We start from the raw sequence: 22,746 nt of genomic DNA, 5'->3' as shown, positions 1-22,746 counted from the left end.
TGCGCGCCGGCCCCGACAATGGCCCTGCCGATGTTCATTTCAGTACCCCGACGCCGCGACCAGGCCCCGCTCCGCTGGGCGGTGCCGATGCTGTGTGCGCTGTTGTGGGCAGCGTTCCTGTGGGCGATGACGCGCTCGGCCACCGACCAGTACGCGCTGTTGCTGGACTGGGGCGCGCTGTACGGCGAGCCCGTCGGCGCCGACGGCGTACTGGTGAACTGGCTCGACCCGGGCCCGTGGCTGCGCCTGTTCACGGCGCTGTTCCTGCATGCCGACTGGGCCCATCTGCTCGGCAACCTGGTGTTCCTGCTGATCTTCGGCCTGCCTGCCGAGCGGTTGATGGGCGCGTGGCGCCTGCTGTTGCTGTTCCTGGTCGGCGGGGCGCTGGCGAACCTGGCGGCGGTGCTGGTGATCGGCGCGCCCGACCGGCTGATCATCGGCGCGAGCGGCGCGGTGTCGGCACTGATCGGCGCCTATCTCGCGCTGTTCCCAAGGGCGCGTCTCGGCGTGGTGGTGCCGCTGGGCCTGTTCCTGGAATTCGTGCGCGCGCCGGCCTCGCTGCTGATCGGCATCTGGGCGGTGCTGCAGGTGTTCTTCGCCTACATCGGCCCGGCCTACGGCACCGTGGCCTGGGCCGCGCACGTGGCCGGCTTCCTGTTCGGCGTGGTCTTCGCCCTGCTGTCGCGGCACGCGATCAGCCAGCGGCTGCGGCGGCTGAAGGGGTATTGAGGGCCGTGATTCGGGAGTCGGGATTGGGGATTCGCAACAGCGACTCCATCCGGCTTTTTCGAATCCCGCCTCCCGCATCCCCAATCCCGGCTCCTACAATCCTCCCCATGACCCCGAAGACCCTGCACAAAGTCACCTTCCTCAGCCACGGCAAGGTCTACGAGCTGTACGCGCAGCGCGTGGAGAGCGGGCGGTTGTGGGGCTTCGTCGAGGTGTCCGAGCTCGTCTTCGACGTGCACGACGGCCTCGTCGTCGACCCGACCGAGGAACGGCTGCGCGACGAGTTCCGCAATACGCGCACGCTGCACCTGCCGATGCAGAGCGTGCTGCGCATCGAGGACGTGGAGAAGAAGGGCCAGTCGGCGATCCGTGACGCGGAGTCCGGCGAGAAGGTGGTCACGCCGTTCCCGCTGCCCGCCCGGCCGCGCTGAACCGCCGGGCCGGACGCCCGCGTTAAACTCCGACGCCCACGCGGCCGTCGCGTCGAGATTGCGATGCTGGCCGACCGCTCCGTCACCCAGGCACAGCGCCCAAGGCAACGATGACGACACCCCAGGAACTGCTCGACACCCACGGCCCACGCGAATCGATGGAGTACGACGTCGTCGTCGTCGGCGCAGGCCCCGGCGGTCTGGCGACCGCGATCCGGCTCAAGCAGCTGGCCGCCGAGGCGGGACGCGAGGTCTCGGTCTGTGTGCTGGAGAAGGGCTCCGAGCCGGGCGCGCACATCCTGTCGGGCGCGATCATCGATCCGCGCGCGCTGACCGAACTGATCCCGGACTGGAAGGACAAAGGCGCGCCGCTGACCCAGGCCGTCACCCGCGACGAGTTCCTGTTCCTCGACGAGACCGGCGCGAAGTCTACGCCGGAGTTCTTCCTCCCCGACTGCTTCAAGAACCACGGCAACTACATCGTCAGCCTCGGCGCGGTGACGCGCTGGCTGGCCAGCCAGGCCGAAGCTCTGGGCGTCGAGATCTTCCCCGGCTTCGCCGCGGCCGAAGTGCTGTACACCGAGGCCGGCGCCGTACGCGGCGTCGCCACCGGCAATCTCGGCATCGGCAAGGACGGCCAGCCGACGGGTGAATTCCAGCTCGGCATGGAGTTGCATGCGAAGTACACGGTCTTCGCCGAAGGCTCGCGCGGCCAGCTCGGCCGCGAACTGATCGCGAAGTTCGCACTCGACGCGGGCCGCGACCCGCAGAGCTACGGCCTCGGCATCAAGGAGCTGTGGCAGGTGGATCCCGCCGTGCACGAGCCGGGCCTGGTGGTGCACACCGCCGGCTGGCCGCTGAGCGACGACACCTACGGCGGCTCGTTCCTGTACCACGCCGAGGACGGCAAGGTCGCGATCGGCCTGGTGGTGGGTCTGGATTACACGAACCCGTGGCTGAGCCCGTTCGAGGAATTCCAGCGCTTCAAGACCCATCCGTCGATCCGCAAGTATCTCGAGGGCGGCAAGCGCATCGGCTACGGCGCGCGGTCGATCACCGCCGGCGGCCTGCTGTCGATTCCGAAGCTGGTGTTCCCCGGCGGCGCGTTCGTCGGCTGCGAGGCCGGCACGCTCAACGCCAGCCGCATCAAGGGCAGCCACGCCGCGATCAAGACCGGCATGCTCGCCGCCGATGCGGCGTTCGCAGCGCTGGGCGAGGGCCGTTCGGGCGACGAACTCACGGCCTACCCCACCGCGTTCGAGGCGAGCTGGCTGCACGCCGAACTGGCGCAGGCCAAGAACTTCAAGCAGTGGTTCAAGAAGGGCCGCAACACCGCCACGCTGATGACCGGTATCGAACAGTGGCTGCTGCCGAAGCTCGGCATCCGCACGCCGCCGTGGACGATCCATCGCGACCGCCCCGACCACGCCTGTCTGGAACCCGCGGCGCAGCACGAGAAGATCGTCTATCCCAAGCCCGACGGCACGTTGACCTTCGACCGCTTGAGTTCGGTGTATCTGAGCAGCACCAATCACGCCGAAGACCAGCCCGCGCATCTGACGCTCAAGGATGCCTCGGTGCCTGTGGACGTGAACCTGGCGACCTACGCCGGTCCGGAAGCGCGCTACTGCCCGGCGGCGGTCTACGAATTCCTCGACGGCCCCGACGGTCCGTTCCTGCGGATCAACGCGCAGAACTGCGTGCACTGCAAGACCTGCGACATCAAGGACCCGACCCAGAACATCGTCTGGGTCGCGCCGCAGGGCGGCGGCGGTCCGAACTACGCCGGGATGTGAGCCGTGCGCCTACGGGGCGCGTCTCTGCCGAATGCTCCAGCGCGCGCACGCGCGCTCCTGCAAAAGGGGCGGGGTTGGGATGCGCTGCACCGTAGGAGCGCGCTCGCGCGCGATGGACTTTGCCCGACCCGGTGCCTCGTGATCGAACGCGCGTCTGCGATGCCTCGCGCCGTCGACGCGCGACCGACCGCATCCCGCCCTGCAGGCGAACGCGTGCGCGCGATGCGGCCTTGCCGCCTCCGCCCGTTCCGCACGCACTCACGCGCGCGGTTGCGTGCGCCGGCCAGACGCGAACATGCGTCCGCACCACGGGCCGCCCCCGCCCGGGCGCAGCAATCTTGAAACCCTGCCCGTATACTCGGCCGCAGCTGTGGCCGAGGGCCATGCCGCCAAGGGTGTTTCGTGCGTAATTACGATCTCGAATTCCTCAAGCGTTTTTCGCTGGTGCTCGTGTTCCTGACCGTCGTCACCCTGGGCCTGATCATCGGCGCCTGGTTCCTGCACAGGTCGGTGCCCACCGAAACGCCGCCGAATGTCGCCAAGCGCACCGAGGCGCGGATCGCGCCGGTCGGTGCGGTGTACGCCGGCGCCACCGGTGCCGCGTCGCAGGCCGCCGCCACAGCGGCTGCGGCGGCCGCGGCCGCCGCGCAGTCCGCCTACGGCGGCACGCTCGACGGGTCGGTGATCTACCAGAACCTCTGCGCGGGCTGCCACACCTCGGGCGCCGGCGGCGCACCGACGCTGGATCACCAGCACTGGGATGCGCGCCTGGCCCAGGGCACCGAAACCCTGTACCGCCACTCGATCGAGGGCTTCACCGGCGCTGCCGGCGTGATGCCCGCGCGCGGCGGCAACCCGGCGCTCAACGACGAGCAGATGCACGCCGCGGTCGACTGGATGGTCGACAACCTCAAGTAACGTTCGCCGGGTTCCGTGCCCGTCCCAGACGCCGCCTCCGGGCGGCGTCGTCGCGTCAGGCCGCCGAGGCCGATGGAGATTCACCCCATGCCGCTGCCTAACCCCCTCACCCGCCTGCTGTCGTGCCTGCTCGTCTGCGTGCTGGTCACCGCCTGTCGCGCGACGGCGCCTGCACCCGCCACGCCGCCGGGGGACGGCGCCTCGCCCGTCGTCGACACCTCGCCGATCGTGTTCACCGACCCCCAACTGGTCGTGGACGGCCAGGTGACAGGTGCCTTTGCCGACGGCCTGGGTGGCTGGTTCATGGGGCTCACGGCGCCGGAGCGCAGCCGGGACATCGGTCTGTTCGTCGAGGCCGTCCCGGGCCAACCGACCCCGCCTGCGGGCGCGCAGGTGCGTGTCACCGGCCCGATCTACGGCGTCGACGGCCGGCGCAGCATGCGTCCAGTGCGCATGGACATGCTGCCGCCGCCGGCCCGTCCGCTGGAGCCGCTGCGCCTGGGCGGCGCGCCATCCGACTGGTCGAAGCTGGCGGGGCGCTGGGTGCGGATCGACGCCCCGCTGACGGTCAGTGGCCAGCACGAACGCGCGCGTCGCGGCACGCTGGTCGCCAGCTTCGACGGCCGCCTGTACGTGCCGAGCGAAATCGGCGCGCCCGGCGCGCAGGCCGCGAAGATCGCGGCCGCCAATGCCGATCGCCGCATCCTGCTCGACGACGGCCGCGACGACGCACCGGCGGACGGCGCGCCCTGGTACCTGCCCGAAACCGCACGCGCGCTGCGCAGCGGCAGCGTGCTGACCGGCGCGGAGGGCATCGTCGATTACCGTCACGGCGCCTGGCGGCTGCAACTCACCGCGCCCGTGCAGGTACAGCCGGCACCGCGTCCAGCGCCGCCGCAGGTGGAGGGCGACGTGCGCATCGCCGCGTTCAACCTCGAAAACCTGTTCAACGGCGACGGCCGCGGCGGCGGGTTTCCCACGCCGCGTGGCGCGGAGACGCCGGCGGCGTACGCGCGCCAGCTCGAAGGGCTGGTGGCGACGATCAGCGCGCTCGATGTCGACGTGGCGGCGCTGATGGAACTGGAAAACGACGGCTACGACCCGGATTCGAGCATCGTCCATCTGGTCGAGACCCTCAACGCCGCCGGTCCGGCGCGTGACTGGCGCTTCGTGCGCACCGGCGAGGGGCCGGGCACCGATGCGATCCGCGTCGGCCTGATCTACCGCGCCACACGCGTGCGTCCGCAGGGCGCGCCGGCCACGCTCGACGGCGGCCCCTTCGACAGCCTGAGCCGCGTGCCGCTGGCCCAGGCCTTCGTGCCGGTGCAGGGCGACCGGCCCGACGGCGCGGATTTCAGCGTCGTCGCCGTGCACTTCAAGTCCAAAGGCTGCGGCAGCGCCGACGGCGCCGATGCGGACCGCGGCGACGGCCAGGCCTGCTGGAACGCCACGCGCACCGAATCGGCGCGCCGTCTGCTCGACTGGCTGGCGACGGCGCCCACCGGGTCCAGCGAGCGCGTGGCGGTGGTCGGCGACTTCAACGCCTATGCCCGCGAAGATCCCCTGCAACTCTTCTACAGCGCGGGTTGGCGCGACCCGTTCGCCGGCGCCGCCGAGCCGCCGCACAGCTTCGTCTTCGACGGTCAGGCCGGACGCCTGGACCACGCGCTGCTGAGTCCGGCGCTGGCCGATCGCGTGGCCGGCGCGGCGAAGTGGCACATCAATGCCGACGAGCCGGTGGACATGCGCGAACGCGAAGCGGCCGGCCCCTGGCGCAGCTCGGATCACGACCCGCTGGTGGTGGGGCTGCGACTGCGCGGGCGCTGAGCGCCGCGGACCGTACGGCGCGCGCGGCATCCGCATTGCACGGCTCCGTCGCGGACGCCCCGGTATCATGTGCGCATGACGTCCCCCACGTTTCCCACCGAATCCGGCCCGCTGACACTCGCCGGTCCCGCCGGCGTCCTCGAGGCCATCGTCGACCTGCCCGATGCCGAGACCGGCGCGCGCCCGCTGGTCGCCGTCGTCTGCCATCCGCTGCCCACTGAGGGCGGCACGATGCACAACAAGGTCGTGACCATGGCCGCGCGCGCGCTGCGCGAACTCGGCGCGACCACCGTGCGCTTCAACTTCCGCGGCACCGGTGACTCCGCCGGCACCTACGACCACGGCGAAGGCGAAACCGCCGACCTGGCCGCGGTGGTCGAATGGGTCCGGCGCGAGCGCCCGGGTCACGCGCTGTGGCTGGCCGGTTTCAGCTTCGGCGCCTACGTCTCGCTGCGCGCGTGCGATGCGCTGCAGCCCGACGTGCTGATCTCGATCGCGCCGCCGGCCGGGCGCTGGGATTTCGACGCCATCGTGCTGCCGCGCTGCCCGTGGCTGGTGATCCAGGGCGAGGCCGACGAGATCGTTGATCCCGAGGCCGTCTACCGCTGGCTCGAAGACAGCGGCGCCGACGCCGAGCTGGTGCGCATGCCCGACACCAGCCACTTCTTCCACCGCAAGCTGATGGACCTGCGCGGCGCGATCAAGAACGGCGTGCGCGCCTCGCTGCCGGATCCGGTCGCCTGATGCACGCGGCCTGTCGTCGTCCGGCCGCGGCCGGCGCGGTGCCGCGCGCACGCGGTCTGCGGACACCCGCGCGATGAGCGACGTCGCGTTGCCGTCGCAGCGCTACGCCGAGGGCGTGGCACGCGGCGACTGGCAGGACGATCCGGCCCAGCGTCCCGCCCTGGTCGAACTCGACCGGCTGCATCGCGCGCTGCTCGTGCCGCCGGCGCGCGGCGGTCTGCTGGGCCGTCTGTTCGGCCGCGAGGCCGCCGGCGACGCGCCGCCCGGCCTCTACCTGTGGGGCGGCGTGGGCCGCGGCAAGACCTTCATGATCGACCTGTTCCACGACGGCCTGCCGATGGCGGTGCTGCGTGCCGAACGCCCGGCCGAGGCCGGTACGCCCGCGGTGGCAGCACCCACGCGCGCCGCGCGCCACGCCGCGCCCGACCCGAAACTCGGCCGCAAGCGCCGCACCCACTTCCACCGCTTCATGCGCGAGGTCCACGACGCGCTGCGCGCGCATGCCGGCGAGCGCGACCCGCTGGCGGCGATCGTGCGCGGCTGGCGCGACGCCGGCCTGCGCGTGCTGGTGCTCGACGAATTCTTCGTCAGCGACATCGGCGATGCGATGCTGCTCGCGCGCCTGCTCGAACGCATGTTCGCCGACGGCATCGTGCTGGTGACCAGCTCCAACGTCGACCCAAAGGACCTGTACAAGGACGGCCTGCAGCGCGTGCGCTTCCTGCCGGCGATCGCGCTGATCCAGCGCCACTGCCACGTCGTGTTCCTCGAGAGCGACACCGACTACCGCATGCGCGCCCTGACCCGCTCGCCGGTCTACCGCACGCCGCTCGACGCCGGCAGCGACGCGTGGCTGGAGACGCGCTGGCACGAACTCGGCGGCGACGACGACCACCGCGACGCCGGCATCGAGATCGACGGCCGCCGCATCGCGGTGCGCGCGCGCTGCACCGGCATGGCGTGGTTCGACTTCGCGGCGCTGTGCGAAGGCCCACGCGGCGCCAGCGACTACATCGAGATCGCGACCGAATTCCACACCGTGCTGCTGGGCGACATTCCGCACTTCGACGGCACCCGCGACGACGCCGCGCGCCGCTTCGTCACCCTCGTCGACGAGCTCTACGACCGCCACGTCAACCTGGTCTGCACCGCGGCGGTCGAACCGCCGTCGCTGTATGCCGGCGAGCGCCTGGCCGGCGCCTTCGAGCGCACCGCCTCGCGCCTGATCGAAATGCGCAGCACCGACTACCTGACCCGCGAACACCGCGGTTGACGCCGGCCTGCATGCCGCGCCCTCCGGCGCTCGCGGCAACGGCCGGACCGGTTCGCCCGGGGCAGCCCAGACCATGTACCGGATCACGGCGAAGCCGCGCGCCGGCCGGTTAGCATGCGGACATCCGCCTGGCCGCGACGGAACTGCCCATGCGCCCTGCTCTGCGCCTCATGCACGTGCTGCTGTTCACGGGTCTGGCCTTGCTGGCGGGTGCCGCCACGGCGCAAACCCCGCTGCCGGGAACCGGCTCGGGCGCCGACGCGGCCGCGGCCGCTGAGCCTGCTACGCCCGCCACGCCCGGCGCGGTCGACGTCGCCGACATCCCGGCCCAGGCCGATGTCGACCAGCGCCTGGCCGAACGCGTGCTGGCCGCGACCACGAGTGCCGGCGCCGCGTCGCCGGCGACCGCATTCGCCGAGCGGCTGGCGGCGATCGAGACCGCGGTCGAGGATCCGTTCTGGCGCTTCAGCAGCGCCGAACTGCAGACCCTGCCGGTGCCGCGGCTCGAAAGCCTGTCGCGGCACTGGCGCTTCCAGGCGCGGCGGCTCGCGCAGTGGCAGGCGGACCTGGGCCGGGCCACGACCCGCCAGGCCGGCGACGCCGCCGGGTTGGCCACGCGCCGCGAAGCCTGGGAGGCCACCGCGGCAGCCGGCCAGGAGATGCCCGCCGCGCTGCGTCAGCGCGTCGACGAGGTCACGGCCCAGCTCGCGCGGGCCGAGGCCGCGCTGTCGGATCCGCTCGCCCGGCTGATCGCGCTGGGCCGGCGCGGCAACGCGGTCGATGCGCGCATCCAGGCCGCCCATGGCCGGGTCATCGACGCGGTCGGCGCCTACGACGCCCGGCTGCTGCGCACCGATGCCGTGCCGCTGTGGCGGCTGGCTTCGACGCCCGCGTCGCCCGGCACCGGGCCCGGCGACGTGATCCGCAGCGGCCTGGCGATCGAATCGCGCTTCGCCACCGAATACGCACAGGGCGATGCCGGCGGCGGGCTGCGCGCCCTGCAGACCCTGCTGGCCTGCACGCTGCCGCTGCTGCTGTGGCTGGCCTGGCGCAGCCGCGGCCCGATCGCCGCCGGCCAGGTCAGCCGCACCGAGGCCACCGTGCTGTCGCGTCCGATCTCGTGCTGGCTGCTGCTGGTGGTGATCGGCGTCTTCGCCTTCCAGCCCGATGCGCCGATGCTGACCCACCAGATCGCGCTGCTGGCCGCCGTCGTGCCGGTGTTGCGGCTGCTGCCGGCGTCGTCGCGGCACCTGCTCGGCCCGGCGCCCTATGTCGCCAGCGGGTTGTTCCTGCTGCTGCGCCTGGGCTTCGTGTTCCTGACCAGCGCCGCCGCCTACCGGCTCTACATCCTGGCGCTGGCCGTGCTCGGCCTCGCGGCGGCGGGCTGGCTGCTGTGGCGCGCACACCGCCACGGGCACGCGGCCCACGCCGGGCGTCTGGGCCGGGCCCTGCGCGCCGCGGTGCATATCGGCGCGGGGCTGCTCGCGATCGCGCTGGTGGCCAATGTCCTGGGCAACGTGTCGCTGGCCGAGACCCTGACCGGCGGCACGATCGACAGCCTGTACTTCGCGCTGCTGCTCGGCGCCGGGCTCACCGTGGTCGCCACCTGGACCCAGCTGCTGTTGCGGCGCCCCGGGGTGTCGCGCTTCCGGCTCGCGCCCGAGCACGCGGGCCCTGCGGTGCAGATGGTGCTGAACCTGCTGGTGATCGCGGCGGTCGTGGGCTGGATCGTCTACACGCTCGATCGCTTCCGCGTGCTGTCACCGGTGCACGCGTCGCTGTCGGCGGTGCTGGGCTACAGCTGGGCGCTCGGCGACCTGCGCCTGAGCCTGGGCCACGTGCTGCTGTTCGTGCTGACGGTGGTGATCGCGTTCTGGCTGGCGAAGACGGTGCGCCTGGTGCTCGACGGCGAGGTGCTGCCGCGGATGGCGCTGCCGCACGGCGTCGCCAACAGCGTGGCGTCGCTGAGCTATTACGCGGTGCTGCTGCTCGGGCTGGTCGGCGCGCTGTCGGCGGCCGGGTTCAAGGCCAGCCAGCTGACCTTCGTGCTCGGCGCGCTGGGTGTGGGCATCGGCCTGGGCCTGCAGAACGTGGTCAACAATTTCGTCTCGGGCCTGGTGCTGATCTTCGAGCGGCCCTTCCAGCCCGGCGACGTCGTCGAGGTGGGCGGCACCACCGGGCGCGTGGTCGACATCGGCATGCGCGCCACGCGCGTGTCGACGTTCGACGGTGCCAGCGTGGTGGTGCCCAACGGCCAGCTGATCTCGCAGCAACTGGTCAACTGGACCCTGCGTGACCGCAGCCGGCGACTGGAAGTGCGCGTCGGCGTGGCTTACGGCAGCACGCCGGGCGACGTCGAGGCGGTGCTGGCCGAGGTGGCGCGGGCCACGCCGGGCGTCGCGACTTCGCCGGCCCCGGTGGTGCTGTTCGACGGCCTGGGCACGGTGGCGATGGAGTTCGTCGTGCGCGCCTGGACCCATGAGTACGAGGACGCCGGCGCGATCCGCAGCGCACTGGTCGCGGGCATCTACGACGGGCTGCTCGGCCGCGGCATCGGGCTGGCCCACGGCGCGGGGACGGTCTATACGCCGCCCGCACCCGACGCGCCCGCGCCGGGCTGACTTGCCGGCGACGCCTCTTCGCGCGCAAGCGCGCTCCTACAGGGCGGTGGCCGCGTTGCGTATTCGGTTCGTCGGCGCATCGGGCCGGACACGCACAGCGCGCGCAGATGCCGACACCCCGACACCCGCGTAGGAGCGCGCTCGCGCGCGAAGAGGCCTTGCCGGGAACGCCTGTTCGCGCGCGAGCGCGCTCCTACAGGGCGCTGGCGGATTGCGTATCTGATGTGTCGGCGCAGGGTGCGTCGGGCCCGGGTCCGCGGAGCCGTCCGGGGCCTCGCGCGGTGAGGCGGGCGCGGCTGAACAGGCCCGTCGGGGCTTGCATCGCGCAGCCGGATCGGCATGCCCGGGGAGGCGCCAGGGACTTGACGAACGGGAAATGCGGTCACCATCGGCCTTGCCACACCTTCACAACATTTAGCGTTGACCCCGCTGGACCACCCCACTATCTTGGGCCAGTCGGTTCCGGCGCCCCCAAGGCGCCGGATTAAAACGGGAAGCCGGTGACGCCTTCGAGGCCACTCCGGCACTGCCCCGCAGCGGTCATTGGGAACGAGCCCGCCATACGCACTGGAGCGATCCGGGAAGCGGTGGGCAAGGAGAAGGCACCGCCTTCGCGCCCATGAGTCCGAAGACCTGCCGACAGCCGCGCGAAAGCACGACGCGCGGTGCTGGCTGCAGTCGCTCCGTGGGGGGTGGGCTTGCGGAGCGGGGGCGATGACGCACGGCGTCCGATCGCGATCCCTGCGACGCCGCCCACCGACCCTTGGACCGTACGCAGCCGCCGGACCCCGACGCGGGCGGGCCGGGGGTGTGCGCGAATGCATGGACAGGAAGAGAGACCACATGACCAGCCAGGACACCGCCACGGCCCGCACACCGGCCGCCGCAGACGCCGCACCGACGCCCGTCACCGCTCCACCCACCAGTTCCGTTGCGCCGCCTGCCGTCGAACCCGACGACGTGGTGCCGCCACCCCCGAGTGCCGCCATGAACACCGCGATTGCTGAAATGACCGACGCCGACGCCGGCGTCTCCAACTGGATCACCAAGGAAGCCGGCAACCGCCGTATTCCCTACGACCGTGCGCGCCTGGAGCGCAGCATCGACCGCACCCATGCCGAGTTCCCGCAGCTCGACATCGTCGACTACAAGCGCAGCGTGTTCGGCTTCGTCGAGCGCAAGGACGCGGTCAACGCCGACGACCTCACCGACCATCTGATCCGCGAGGCCGAAGCCCGCGTCGATGTCACCGCGCCGGAGTGGGAATTCTTCGCCGCCCGCCTGTACCTGCACCGCCTGTACAAGCGCGCCAGCCGCAACCGCTTCTACGACGCCGAGCAGAAGTACGGCTCCTACGTCGGCCTGCAGGAATCGCTGGCCGACCGCAACATCTATTCCAACGACATCCTGCGCGCCTACTCCAAGGAAGAACTGCAGGAAGCCGGCCGCATGATCGAGCCCGAGCGCGACAAACTGTTCGCCTACAACGGCCTGTACCTGCTGGCCACGCGCTACCTCGCCACCGACACCTCGCGCGCCGTGTTCGAGCTGCCGCAGGAGCGTTGGCTGACCATCGCCCTGTACCTGATGCAGAACGAGACCAAGGGCGGCCGCGAGCGCCGCATGCAGCTCGTCGGCGAGGCCTACTGGGCGCTGTCGAACCTGTACATGACGGTCGCCACGCCGACGCTGCAGAACGCCGGCAAGGTCGGCGGCCAGCTGTCGTCGTGCTTCATCGACACCGTCGACGATTCGCTGCAGGGCATCTACGACTCCAACACCGACATCGCCCGCGTCTCCAAGGGCGGCGGCGGCGTGGGCGCGTACATGGGCTATGTGCGCTCCAGCGGCTCGGCCATCCGCGGCGTGCCGAACTCCTCCGGCGGCGTGGTGCCGTGGATCAAGCAGCTCAACAACACCGCCGTGTCGGTGGACCAGCTGGGCCAGCGCAAGGGCGCGGTCGCGGTCTACCTCGACATCTGGCACCGCGACATCGAGAACTTCCTCGACCTGCGCCTCAACAACGGCGACCAGCGCCTGCGCGCGCACGACGTGTTCACCTCGATCTGCATCCCCGACATCTTCATGGAAGCCGTCGACCGTCGCGGCGACTGGTACCTGTTCGACCCGCACGAGGTCCACAAGATCAAGGGCTTCTACCTGCAGGATTTCTTCGACGAGAAGAAGGGTGATCCGAACGGCAGCTTCCGCCGCAAGTACGAGGAAGTCGTGGCCGACGAGCGCATCTCGCGCAAGACCGTCAAGGCGATCGACATCTTCAAGCGCGTGATGGTGAGCCAGCTCGAGACCGGCAACCCCTTCATGTTCTACCGCGACGAAGTGAACCGGAAGAACCCGAACAAGCACGTCGGCCGCGTGTACTCGTCGAATCTCTGCACCGAGATCCTGCAGAACATGAGCCCGACGAAGATGATGCAGGAGATCATCTCCGGCAATCAGATCGTCACCACCAAGCAGGCCGGCGACTTCGTCGTCTGCAACCTGTCGTCGGTGAACCTGGGCCGCGCGGTCATGCCGCAGGCCGGCCAGAGCGATCTGATCACCGACGTGCTCGAGCGCCTGATCCCGATCCAGGTGCGCATGCTCGACAACGTGATCGACCTCAACATGCTGCCCGTGCCGCAGGCGACGATCACCAACCAGAAGTACCGCGCGATCGGTCTGGGCACCTTCGGCTGGCATCACCTGCTGGCGCAGAAGGGCATCCAGTGGAACGACGCGCAGGCCGAGGACTTCAGCGACTCGCTGTATGAGCGCATCAACTTCCTCACCGTGCAGGCCAGCATGGAACTCGCGAAGGAAAAGGGCGCCTACCCGGTGTTCGCCGGCAGCGACTGGCACACCGGCGCGTACTTCAGCGACCGCAGCTACAACTCGCCCGAGTGGATGGATCTGGCCGCGCAGGTCGGCGTCAACGGCATGCGCAACGGCTGGCTGATGGCGGTCGCCCCGAACATGTCCACCGCGCAGATCGCCGGCTCCACCGCGTCGATCGACCCGATCTACTCCGCGTTCTATTACGAGGAGAAGAAGGACTACCGTCGCCCGGTCGCAGCCCCCGGCCTGTCGCTCGAGACCTGGCCCTACTACGAGAAGGGCGCCTACAAGGTCGACCAGTTCGCCTCGGTGCGCCAGAACGCGCGTCGCCAGCGCCACGTCGACCAGGCGATCAGCTTCAACTTCTACGTGCCCAGCACCATCCCCGCCCGCACCCTGCTCGACCTGCACATGACCGCGTGGAATCTCGGCATGAAGACCACGTACTACGTGCGTTCGAACGATATCGATATCGCCGAGTGCGAGTGGTGTTCGAGCTGAGGGAGATCCACCCGACAGGGCTCGGAGTCGTTTTTCGGCCGATGGCGTCAAATACGCGCGCGGTCGCTCCCCGAAAACACGACTCCGACCCCGTTCGCGCGATGTGACATCGAGCGCGCTTCGAACACCGACACTCGCGCAATCCCGCATCGCGCGAGCTTCCAACAGCAGGGGTCAGAGTCACTTTCCGGACCCGCAGTACCGACTTTCCGGAACGTCTACGTGCCGGAAAGTGACTCCGACCCCGTCGCGCGCTTCATTGCTGCGCGAGACTTCGAACACGAGACAGACATCCATGGCCGCCACTGCTACCCCGCTCGACCGCATCAAGATCCTCGAGCCGCGTCACCCCAACCGCTCCACCGGCATCATCAACGGCCAGACCAGCGGCATCCTCAACTGGAACGACATTCCGTATCCGTCGTTCTATCGCGCCTACAAGGAACTCTCGACCAACTTCTGGATTCCGGACGAGGTCGACATGAAGGGCGACGCCAAGCAGTACGGCGAGCTCTCGGCGCGCGAGAAGAATGCGTATGACTCGATCATCGGCCTGCTGGCCACGCTGGATTCGCCGCAGACGCGCTACATCTACAACGTCGCCGAATACATCACCGACCCGGCCGCGCACGCCAACGCCGCGATCATCGGCCAGCAGGAAGTGATCCACAACGAGAGCTACAGCTACGTGCTGGCCTCGATCACCGGACTCGCCGACCAGAACCGCGTGTTCGAACTCGCGCGCACGCATCCCACGATCATCGCGCGCAACCAGCCGATCATGGATTCGTACAATGACTTCATGCGCGAGCGCTCGGCCGAAACGCTGATCCGCTCGCTGGTGCAGTCGTCGATCCTCGAAGGCATCAACTTCTATTCCGGCTTCGCGTACTTCTACAACCTGGTCCGCCAGAACCGGATGACCGGCACCGGCAAGATCATCAGCTTCATCAACCGCGACGAACTGGCGCACAGCAAGTTCATCAGCGAACTGATCCGCGCCATCGTCGGCGAGAACCAGTCGCTGCAGGGCGACCAGCTCACCCAGTACGTGCACGACGCCTTCGAACACGCGATCGAACTCGAGACCCGTTGGACGGCCGAAGTCCTCGACGGCATCGACGGCATCGACGTCGACGAGATGGTCCGCTACGTGAAGTACCGCGCCAACAAGATGGCCGGCATGCTGGGCATCGAGAAGCTGTATTCCGACACCACCGACAACGTGATGCCGTGGATCAAGGCCTACGCCGACAACTTCACCGAGACCAAGACGGACTTCTTCGAGATGCGCAATGCGTCGTACAAGAAGACGAATTCGGATAACGGGTTTGATGATCTCTAGTTCAACTTTTTTGATAGGCAGGATGCAGGCCGATCGAATTATGAGCTTCGGCCTCGTCGATTAAGTTCTGACGTTCCACAGGAATGACTAGGGAGGGCGCCGTGTCAGACGAGAAGAGTATTTCTGAGAATCCAATTCTTAAATCATTGAATCCAATGGTTTTCATTAGTCACGACACTCGCGACGCGGAGCTTGCAGAGGCGTTCAGCAACCTTCTAAAGAGTGTAAGTGCTGGCGTATTGAAGTCTTTCCGGACATCTGATCGGCGCGGAAATCAGGGCATTGAGTATGGGATCGAGTGGTACCCAGAAATAATCAAGAACATCCAGTCTGCATCGGATGTTGTTTGCCTCCTTACAGAGCGAAGCGTAGATAGACCTTGGATTCTGTTCGAAGCAGGGATGGCTAAGGGGAAGCTGGATACGCCAATTCTTGGGGTTGCACTGGGTATCGAGCTAAAGACGGCATCTACGGGCCCATTCGCTCAGTTCCAGAATTGCGCTGATGACGAAGACTCCCTGACGAAACTGGTTTTCCAGCTTGTCGACCGCATTCCTGGATCGGAGCCGGATAGAGACACGATTCGATTTCAGGTTGGAAAATTTAAGAAAAATGTCGAAGAAATACTCGAGAAGCTGACCATCGCCGAGAACAATATCTCGCCGAGCAAGCGTCAAAAGACAGACGAGATTGAAAACTCTTCTGCGAAGCTGTTCGAAGAAATAAAAATTATGTTTCAAGATCTGCCTTCTCGCATAGATCGCAGCGAAGCAGGCCGACCGATGAAGCGCCGTCGACGCTTCCACCCCGGAATGCTCGAAGAGCTTCTGTTTGGAGCAAAGAATCCGGCATTAGGCATCCGAGTTGGGCTGAGTCTGCTTCGCGAGCAGATGCCATGGATCTACGACGAAGGAAATATCCTGGTTGCGAAGATGCAGGCAGCGAAGACGCCCGCTTCGAAGAAAAAGCTGTTCTCCGAGTTCGAGGAACTCTTAATGATGAGCACTAGAAATCCATACATGGAGAAATTTCTAGTCGAAAGTGAGGAGGACTACAGGCTTTTGCGCGAGATTCCAGAGATGATTCTCCATGCTGCGGACCGAATGCTGCGCAGCGCATAGTTCCTAAATACTGCGCTTGGTCGAATCATGGGAACCGCGCTTACGCTGTAATTCTCTCGAGTCTCGATCTAGTCCGATTCATCACACAAGCTTGACCCGATGCGCATCCTCCTCGCCTACACATCCCTCAGCGGCAATACCCGCGATGTCGCGCGCGCGATCTGCGCGAGGTGCGAGGAGATGGGCCATGCCGTCACCTGGATCGATGCCGACATCCAGACGCTGGCGAAGGCCTGCCCCGACAATGCCGAGCACGATCTTTACATCCTCGGCAGCTGGAGCATCAACGCCGGGCGCACGCCGCCGGAGATGAAGCGCTTCATCGAAGACCTCGTCGCCGCGGTCGGCAAGCCGGATCGCGTCGCGGTGTTCGGCACCGGCGAGACGCAGTGGGGCGAGGAGTACTACTGCGGTGCGGCCCGGCGCATGGGCGCGTTCTTCAACACGCCCTACCCGCGGCTGGAGATCGAACAGATGCCGCACGGCGAGCGCGACGCCGCCACGATCCAACGCTGGACCGACACCATTCTTGCTTCAGCCAACACACCGTTCGAGACCACCCCCCATGCAGACGCTCCACGCCTCCACCCCTGACGATTACGCCGCAGCCCTGGCCGCGCATCCGCGCCTGCTCGTCGATTACTACAAGGACGATTGTCCGGGCTGCAAGATGCTCGACATGTCGCTGGCGAAGTTCGCCGCGAGCGAGGGGGCCGCAGGCCTCGCGCTGCTGAAGGTGAAGATGGAAACGATCGGCGAAGACTTCTTCCGGAACCTGGGCCTGCGCCAGACGCCGACGCTCGCGCTGTTCAAGGACGGTAACGAAGCCGCACGTCTGCCGGGCTTCCAGGCGCCGGGCCAGATCTCCCAGGCCGTGGGCCTGCACCTGGCCACAGCGGACGCGAGCTGATGACGCCGCTCGCGGACACCCCCAAGACCGAAGCCCGCATGCTGGAGATCGTGTTCCCCGATCACACCAACCATCTGGGCACGCTGTTCGGCGGCACCGCGCTGGCGTGGATGGACAAGGCCGCGTTCATCGCCGCGTCGCGCTATGCGCGGCGCACGGTGGTGACCGCGCGTTCGGAGCAGGTGGATTTCAAGCTGCCGATCAAGCAGGGCCAACTGGTGGAAACCATCGCGCGCGTGGTCGAGGTGGGCCGCACGTCGATGCAGGTGGAAGTGGAGCTGGTGGCTGAAGACCTGCTCAGCGGCGAACGCGAGCTGTGCACGCGCGGCCGCTTCGTCATGATTGCACTCGATGCACGCGGCCGGCCGGCGCCGGTGGCACAACTTCCGGGAGATACGGCATGAACGAACTGTCGATTCTGCAGTGGATCGCGCTGGGCCTGTTCATCGGCGTCGTCTGCGGCGCGGTGCTGACCTTCTTCAACCGCAAGCGCTGATCCCCGTACGCGCGTCGGCCGGTGGCACACGCCGGCGGGAACGCGGCCGCCGACGATCGGCGACAATGACGCCTCATCCGCTGGAGCCGATTCGATGTCCGCCCGCAAGGCCCTGCCCGCCGACGAGAGCCCGGAACGCGCCCTGCCCAAGGCGGGGCTGCCCGAGGCCAGCGTGCACGTGGAGAACTTCCGCCAGGTGCGCGAGGCGCGGCGCGCGGAACTGGTCGAGGACTACGTCGAGCTGATCTCCGACCTGATCGCCGACAGCGGCGAGGCGCGCCAGGTCGACATCGCCGAACGTCTCGGCGTGGCCCAGCCCACCGTTCAACGCATGCTGCAGCGGCTGGTGCGCGACGGCCTGGTGCTGCAGAAGCCCTACCGCGGCGCCTTTCTCACCGATGCAGGCGAACGCCTGGCGCAGGCCAGCCGCGCGCGGCACCAGACGGTCGAAGCCTTCCTGCTGGCGTTGGGCGTGCCGGAGGATATCGCGCGCCGCGATGCCGAGGGCATCGAACATCACGTCAGCCCGGAGACGCTGGCGGTGTTCGCGGCGTTCGTCGCCGATACGCGCCGCTGAGCGACGCCGTGTTCAACTGGGCGGCCTGTCGCTGCAACGGGCGTGCCGAGTACGCGCATCCATGACGTGTTCGTTTTGAACGCAGGCACGCACTCGCTGCGTCGTGCAAACGGCAGCGAATGCCGGCAAGGATCAATTGCAGCGTGGAGCCGGGCGAGCAGAGACGGCGTCGCGCGTCCGCACAGACGGCTGCGCATGCAGGTCGGCGACAGGCCGATCGACGCGCGCGCCACGCCGCTCGAGCAGGCGCTGCGATGCTGCACGATCCACGGACCCCAGTGTGCGGGGGACCGTCTGTGATCGCGGATCGGCACGCTTGAGGCGGCGCACCATGTAATGGGTGACGAATGCGGGCTGTGACATCGATGGATCTCCGGGCGATGGCCTTGGATCAAACGCTATCGATGCCCGGCGCAGTGGCCGGTGTAATTCGCCTGGAAACGCCGCGCGCGTTTACCCGTTCGCAGGCATTGTCGCGGCCGCCCAACGAGCGGCGAACGCCCGACTAACATCCCGGTGGAGAACGTTCACGCCGTCGCGCCGTGTGCGTCACGCACGTTTGATGTTTCGTAACGACAGTGCGCGCCGGTGGTTCGGCACGGCGGTCATGCGACGGGAATGCGGGTCTGCCTCGAGGGCATGAAAAAGGCCGGTGCATCCGCACCGGCCTTCGATTCACGATGCGCGGCGTATCAGGCGATCGACGCGCGGTAGATCGATTCGATCGCAGTGTCGAGCGCTTCGTTGAACGCGTCGTCGCTCTGCTGCGCGCTGAGGCCTTCGGTCAGCGCGCGGCTGAAGCTGGCGACGACGCCCGGGTTCTTCGCGAGCTTGGCGTTCGCGTCGTCGCGGCTGTAGCCGCCCGACAGCGCGACGACCTTGAGCACGGCCGGATGCTCCACCAGCTCACGGAAGAAACCGTCGACGCTGGGCAGCGTGAGCTTGAGGATCACCGGCGTGGCCGGGTCCAGCGTGTCGAGGCGTTCGATCAGGCCCTGCTTCAGCGTGGTTTCGATGTCGGCCTTGTCGGCGGCCTTGATGTCGACCTCGGGCTCGATGATCGGCACCAGGCCGGCAGCCAGCACCTGGCGGCCGAGTTCGAACTGCTGGTCGAGCACGCGCGCGATGCCGCCCGCGTTGTTCTGCTTGATGACCGAGCGCTCCTTGGTGCCGAACACGCCCTTGGCCTTGGCCCGCGCCAGCAGCGCGTCAAGGCCCGGGATCGGCTTGAGCAGCTGCACGCCGTCGGCCTCGTCCTCGAGCCCCTTGTCGATCTTCAGGAACGGCACGACGCCCTTGACGTCCCACAGATAGGTGGCCGCGTCCTGGCCGTCGAACTGGTCGTCGAGCGTGCGCTCGAACAGGATCGCGCCGAGCACACGCTCGCCGGTGAACGCCGGGCTGGTGACGATGCGGGTGCGCATCGCGTGGACGAGGCCGAACATTTCCGCGTCGTCCGCGTACTCGTTCTCCTCGATGCCGTAGAGCTTGAGCGCCTTGGGCGTGCTGCCGCCGCTCTGGTCGAGCGCGGCGATGAAGCCCTGGCCGGAGGCGATTCGGTTGTGCTGTTCCTGATTCACTGCCACGTGCGTGAGTCCTGTGCGAGCGGTGGAAGACCGGGCCGGCGATGATACCGCCCCCTCGCCGGCGCCGCCGTGGACGCGTCGCGCGTGCCGGCGCCGGAATGCTGCACGTGCGGCGGTGCAACGGTGGACATGCGTGCGCCTGCTAGGCTGCCCGGCCGCCCGCTGCGCAGTGCCCACGTGATCCGGTTCGAAGGCATCCACAAGTCCTATCCCGTCGCCGGGCGCGAGATCGTCGCGCTGCATCCGCTCGACCTGGAGATCCGCGCCGGCGAGGTGTTCGGCATCGTCGGCCATTCCGGCGCGGGCAAGTCCACGCTGCTGCGGCTGATCAACGGGCTGGAGACGCCGAGCGGCGGCCGGCTCACCGTGGACGGCGAACGCCTCGACACGCTCGATGGCGCCGGCCTGCGCACCCTGCGCCGGCGCGTGGGCATGATCTTCCAGCACTTCAACCTGCTGTCGGCGAAGACCGTCATCGACAACATCGCATTTCCGCTGCGCCTGGCCGGCGTGGCGAAGGCCCAGGCCCATGCGCGTGCACAGGCCTTGCTGGTGCGCGTGGGGCTCGAAGCGCATCGCGACAAGTACCCCGCGCAGCTGTCGGGCGGGCAGAAGCAGCGCGTCGGTGTGGCGCGTGCGCTCGCCACCGAACCGAAGATCCTGCTGTGCGACGAGGCCACCAGCGCGCTCGATCCGCAGACCACGGCCTCGGTGCTGCAGCTGCTCGACGGTATCAACCGCGAGCTGGGCCTGACCATCGTGCTGATCACCCATGAGATGGATGTCGTGCGCCGGGTCTGCGACCGCGTCGCGGTGCTCGATGCCGGGCATCTGGTCGAAAGCGGCCCGGTGGCCGAGGTGTTCCTGCATCCGCAGCACGCGACGACGTGGCGCTTCGTCGCCGAATCCGAGGACGTGGACGAGGACGCGCAGCGCGACGACATCGCTCATGTGGAGGGCCGCCTGCTGAAACTCACGTTCACCGGCGATGCGACCTGGCAGCCGATGCTGGGCCGCGTGGCACGCGAGACCGGCATCGACTACACCATCCTCTCGGGCCGCGTGGACCGCATCAAGCGCATGCCCTACGGCCAGCTGACGCTGGCGGTGACCGGCGACCGTTTCGACGCCGCCGCGCGCACGTTCGCCGAGGCCGGCGTGCACGTCGAGGAGCTGCCGCGATGAGCACGCCCCTGCTGCCCAATGTGGATGCCGGCAAATGGGTCGAGATCGGCCAGGCCACGGTCGACACGCTGCTGATGCTCGCCGGCTCGCTGCCGCTGACCTTGCTGATCGGCCTGCCGCTCGGCGTGCTGCTGTTCCTCACCGGCCCGCGCCAGCTGCACGCGCGCCCGGCGCTGTATGCGGGCCTGTCGCTGGTGGTGAACCTGCTGCGCTCTGTGCCCTTCATCATCCTGATGATCGTGCTGATCCCGGTGACGTTGAAGGCCATGGGTACGTCGCTGGGCGTGCGCGGCGCGATCCTGCCGCTGGTGATCGGCGCGGCGCCGTTCTACGCGCGTCTGGTGGAAACCGCGCTGCGCGAAGTCGAGCGCGGCGTCATCGAAGCGAGCCTGGCGATGGGCGCGACCACGCGCCAGCTGGTGCTGCGCGTGCTGCTGCCCGAAGCGCTGCCCGGCCTGATCGCCGGCGCCACGGTGACGACGATCGCACTGATCGGCTTCACCGCGATGGGCGGCGCGATCGGCTCGGGCGGCCTGGGCGATCTGGCGTATCGCGACGGCTACCTGCGCTCGCGCACGGATGTGGCCGTGGTCACCGTCGTCGCGCTGCTGGTGATGGTGCAGGTGCTGCAGATGGTCGGCGACCGGCTGGTGGCGCGGTTCACGCGGCGGTAGACGGTTTCTCTGGGCGCATCTGCTCGTCATTCCCGCGCAGGCGGGGCGTTCAACGGACGCATGTCCGATCATCCAGGGACTTTACCTCGGTGCTGCCAACAGCCGCACGGCTGGTCATCCATGGCTCTTGGACCGGAAAAGAGCAACGTCCCCGGATTCCCGCCTGCGCGGGAATGACGAGCGTGGGTTCGCGCGTGATTCTCGAGCGCGTTTGAACGCGCCGCGTTCGCAGGCATGACGCGTGCATACGCTCCCCACCACACACTGATTTCCACCTCCGCACTCGATCCCCACGCCCACACCCCGATACTGGTCGACCCCTCGCCCCCGGATCCGCCATGGCCCTGCTGCCCCGTCTCGCCACCGCCGCCCTGCTGCTGTCCGCCCTCGCCGCCTGTGGTGGCAGCGGATCCGGCGCGAACGGCGAACGCCTGACGATCGCCGCGACCGCGGTGCCGCATGCCGAGATCCTCGAAGTGGTGAAGCCGCTACTCGCCGAGCAGGGCGTCGACCTGCAGGTGCGCATCTTCAACGACTACGTGCAGCCCAACGACCAGGTCGCGCAGGGCCAGATCGACGTCAACTATTTCCAGACCGAGCCCTACCTCGACGCCTACAACCGCGACCGCGGCACCGACCTGACCACGCTCGTTGGCGTGCACATCGAACCCTTCGGCGCGTATTCGCGCCGGTTCGACTCGCTGGACGCGGTGCCGGCCGGCGCCGACGTGGTGATTCCGAACGATCCGAGCAACAACAGCCGCGCCCTGATCCTGTTGCACAACAGCGGCGTGATCACGCTGCGTGATCCGAGCGACGCGATGGCGACGCTGCGCGACATCACCGCGAACCCGAAGAACCTCAAGTTCCGCGAGCTCGACGCCGCGATGCTGCCGCGCGTGCTCGACCAGGTGGACCTGGCGCTGATCAACACCAACTACGCGCTCGACGCCGGCCTCGACCCGGGCCAGGACGCGCTGGCGATCGAAGGTCAGGATTCGCCGTACGTGAACTTCCTCGTCGGCCGCCCCGACAAGCGCGACGATCCGCGCGTGCAGAAACTGATCGCCGCGCTGACCAGCGAGGACGTGCGCGCCTTCATCCAGTCGACGTACGACGACGCGGTGATTCCGGCGTTCTGATGGTGCGTTGAGGTTGTGGGCGCGGCCTGGGG

19 protein-coding genes and 1 riboswitch are annotated in these 22,746 nt (G+C 68.3%); of the genes, 18 read left to right on the top strand and 1 reads right to left on the bottom strand.

The window, feature by feature from the left end; genetic code table 11:
- Positions 1-30 precede the first annotated feature (30 nt).
- From ACF3M1_RS00855 to mntR, 15 genes are all read left to right on the top strand, one after another.
- Positions 31-729 carry a rhomboid family intramembrane serine protease gene (locus ACF3M1_RS00855; protein WP_394005139.1) on the top strand — a complete coding sequence of 233 codons (699 nt, stop codon included), beginning with the start codon at positions 31-33 and terminating at the stop codon, positions 727-729.
- Positions 730-836: 107 nt separating this feature from the next.
- Positions 837-1,160, top strand: coding sequence for a DUF1820 family protein (locus ACF3M1_RS00850; protein ID WP_394003030.1), 324 nt, complete (start codon positions 837-839; stop codon positions 1,158-1,160).
- A 110-nt stretch (positions 1,161-1,270) separates the two neighbouring features.
- Entirely contained in the window at positions 1,271-2,956 is a 1,686-nt protein-coding gene (locus ACF3M1_RS00845; RefSeq protein ID WP_394003028.1) for an electron transfer flavoprotein-ubiquinone oxidoreductase, read from the top strand.
- A 402-nt stretch (positions 2,957-3,358) separates the two neighbouring features.
- Positions 3,359-3,874 carry a c-type cytochrome gene (locus ACF3M1_RS00840; RefSeq protein WP_394003026.1) on the top strand — a complete coding sequence of 172 codons (516 nt, stop codon included), beginning with the start codon at positions 3,359-3,361 and terminating at the stop codon, positions 3,872-3,874.
- A gap of 87 nt (positions 3,875-3,961) precedes the next feature.
- Positions 3,962-5,701: an ExeM/NucH family extracellular endonuclease gene (locus ACF3M1_RS00835; RefSeq protein ID WP_394003024.1), complete on the top strand. Its 1,740-nt coding sequence runs from the start codon at positions 3,962-3,964 to the stop codon at positions 5,699-5,701.
- A gap of 75 nt (positions 5,702-5,776) precedes the next feature.
- Entirely contained in the window at positions 5,777-6,445 is a 669-nt protein-coding gene (locus ACF3M1_RS00830) for an alpha/beta hydrolase (protein ID WP_394003022.1), read from the top strand.
- Between the two features lie 73 nt (positions 6,446-6,518).
- Positions 6,519-7,718 (top strand): cell division protein ZapE, encoded by a 1,200-nt coding sequence (gene zapE, locus ACF3M1_RS00825; protein WP_394003020.1) that lies wholly within the window; start codon positions 6,519-6,521, stop codon positions 7,716-7,718.
- Between the two features lie 149 nt (positions 7,719-7,867).
- On the top strand, positions 7,868-10,339 hold the full coding sequence (locus tag ACF3M1_RS00820; RefSeq protein WP_394003018.1) for a mechanosensitive ion channel domain-containing protein: 2,472 nt from the start codon (positions 7,868-7,870) through the stop codon (positions 10,337-10,339).
- Between the two features lie 440 nt (positions 10,340-10,779).
- A riboswitch (cobalamin riboswitch) is annotated at positions 10,780-10,995 on the top strand.
- Positions 10,996-11,182: 187 nt separating this feature from the next.
- Complete coding sequence (locus ACF3M1_RS00815) at positions 11,183-13,678, top strand: ribonucleoside-diphosphate reductase subunit alpha (protein WP_394003017.1); 2,496 nt, start codon at positions 11,183-11,185, stop codon at positions 13,676-13,678.
- Between the two features lie 295 nt (positions 13,679-13,973).
- Positions 13,974-15,023, top strand: coding sequence for a ribonucleotide-diphosphate reductase subunit beta (locus ACF3M1_RS00810; RefSeq protein WP_394003015.1), 1,050 nt, complete (start codon positions 13,974-13,976; stop codon positions 15,021-15,023).
- A 101-nt stretch (positions 15,024-15,124) separates the two neighbouring features.
- Positions 15,125-16,144, top strand: coding sequence for a TIR domain-containing protein (locus ACF3M1_RS00805; RefSeq protein ID WP_394003014.1), 1,020 nt, complete (start codon positions 15,125-15,127; stop codon positions 16,142-16,144).
- 99 nt (positions 16,145-16,243) lie between these two features.
- The gene (locus ACF3M1_RS00800; protein WP_394003012.1) at positions 16,244-16,738 is read left to right on the top strand and encodes a flavodoxin; all 495 of its coding nucleotides are present in this window, start codon (positions 16,244-16,246) and stop codon (positions 16,736-16,738) included.
- Positions 16,710-17,054 (top strand): thioredoxin family protein, encoded by a 345-nt coding sequence (locus tag ACF3M1_RS00795; RefSeq protein WP_394003010.1) that lies wholly within the window; start codon positions 16,710-16,712, stop codon positions 17,052-17,054. The genes ACF3M1_RS00800 and ACF3M1_RS00795 overlap by 29 nt, the downstream gene beginning before the upstream one ends.
- Positions 17,054-17,458 carry an acyl-CoA thioesterase gene (locus tag ACF3M1_RS00790; protein WP_394003008.1) on the top strand — a complete coding sequence of 135 codons (405 nt, stop codon included), beginning with the start codon at positions 17,054-17,056 and terminating at the stop codon, positions 17,456-17,458. Before ACF3M1_RS00795 ends, ACF3M1_RS00790 begins: the two co-directional genes overlap by 1 nt.
- Positions 17,459-17,644: 186 nt before the next feature.
- Complete coding sequence (mntR, locus tag ACF3M1_RS00785; protein WP_394003006.1) at positions 17,645-18,127, top strand: manganese-binding transcriptional regulator MntR; 483 nt, start codon at positions 17,645-17,647, stop codon at positions 18,125-18,127.
- A gap of 692 nt (positions 18,128-18,819) precedes the next feature.
- On the opposite strand, the gene ACF3M1_RS00780 is transcribed toward mntR, so the two are convergent.
- Positions 18,820-19,707: a fructose bisphosphate aldolase gene (locus ACF3M1_RS00780; protein WP_394005322.1), complete on the bottom strand. Its 888-nt coding sequence runs from the start codon at positions 19,705-19,707 to the stop codon at positions 18,820-18,822.
- A gap of 183 nt (positions 19,708-19,890) precedes the next feature.
- Here ACF3M1_RS00780 and ACF3M1_RS00775 point away from each other — a divergent pair, with 183 nt between their 5' ends.
- From ACF3M1_RS00775 to ACF3M1_RS00765, 3 genes are all read left to right on the top strand, one after another.
- Positions 19,891-20,898: a methionine ABC transporter ATP-binding protein gene (locus tag ACF3M1_RS00775; protein WP_394005321.1), complete on the top strand. Its 1,008-nt coding sequence runs from the start codon at positions 19,891-19,893 to the stop codon at positions 20,896-20,898.
- On the top strand, positions 20,895-21,572 hold the full coding sequence (locus ACF3M1_RS00770; protein WP_394003004.1) for a methionine ABC transporter permease: 678 nt from the start codon (positions 20,895-20,897) through the stop codon (positions 21,570-21,572). Before ACF3M1_RS00775 ends, ACF3M1_RS00770 begins: the two co-directional genes overlap by 4 nt.
- A gap of 338 nt (positions 21,573-21,910) precedes the next feature.
- Complete coding sequence (locus tag ACF3M1_RS00765) at positions 21,911-22,714, top strand: MetQ/NlpA family ABC transporter substrate-binding protein (RefSeq protein WP_394003002.1); 804 nt, start codon at positions 21,911-21,913, stop codon at positions 22,712-22,714.
- Positions 22,715-22,746: the final 32 nt, after the last annotated feature.

Origin of the sequence: Luteimonas sp. WGS1318, assembly GCF_043187535.1 — a bacterium.
GTDB lineage: Bacteria > Pseudomonadota > Gammaproteobacteria > Xanthomonadales > Xanthomonadaceae > Luteimonas.
This window is presented reverse-complemented; position numbering and strand designations above follow the sequence as displayed.

Coding starts and splice junctions, on each gene's coding strand:
- ACF3M1_RS00855 (WP_394005139.1), top strand. CDS start 31: ATGTTCATTTCAGTACCCCGACGCCGCGACCAGGCCCCGCTCCGCTGG.
- ACF3M1_RS00850 (WP_394003030.1), top strand. CDS start 837: ATGACCCCGAAGACCCTGCACAAAGTCACCTTCCTCAGCCACGGCAAG.
- ACF3M1_RS00845 (WP_394003028.1), top strand. CDS start 1,271: ATGACGACACCCCAGGAACTGCTCGACACCCACGGCCCACGCGAATCG.
- ACF3M1_RS00835 (WP_394003024.1), top strand. CDS start 3,962: ATGCCGCTGCCTAACCCCCTCACCCGCCTGCTGTCGTGCCTGCTCGTC.
- ACF3M1_RS00830 (WP_394003022.1), top strand. CDS start 5,777: ATGACGTCCCCCACGTTTCCCACCGAATCCGGCCCGCTGACACTCGCC.
- zapE (WP_394003020.1), top strand. CDS start 6,519: ATGAGCGACGTCGCGTTGCCGTCGCAGCGCTACGCCGAGGGCGTGGCA.
- ACF3M1_RS00820 (WP_394003018.1), top strand. CDS start 7,868: ATGCGCCCTGCTCTGCGCCTCATGCACGTGCTGCTGTTCACGGGTCTG.
- ACF3M1_RS00815 (WP_394003017.1), top strand. CDS start 11,183: ATGACCAGCCAGGACACCGCCACGGCCCGCACACCGGCCGCCGCAGAC.
- ACF3M1_RS00810 (WP_394003015.1), top strand. CDS start 13,974: ATGGCCGCCACTGCTACCCCGCTCGACCGCATCAAGATCCTCGAGCCG.
- ACF3M1_RS00800 (WP_394003012.1), top strand. CDS start 16,244: ATGCGCATCCTCCTCGCCTACACATCCCTCAGCGGCAATACCCGCGAT.
- ACF3M1_RS00795 (WP_394003010.1), top strand. CDS start 16,710: ATGCAGACGCTCCACGCCTCCACCCCTGACGATTACGCCGCAGCCCTG.
- ACF3M1_RS00790 (WP_394003008.1), top strand. CDS start 17,054: ATGACGCCGCTCGCGGACACCCCCAAGACCGAAGCCCGCATGCTGGAG.
- mntR (WP_394003006.1), top strand. CDS start 17,645: ATGTCCGCCCGCAAGGCCCTGCCCGCCGACGAGAGCCCGGAACGCGCC.
- ACF3M1_RS00770 (WP_394003004.1), top strand. CDS start 20,895: ATGAGCACGCCCCTGCTGCCCAATGTGGATGCCGGCAAATGGGTCGAG.
- ACF3M1_RS00765 (WP_394003002.1), top strand. CDS start 21,911: ATGGCCCTGCTGCCCCGTCTCGCCACCGCCGCCCTGCTGCTGTCCGCC.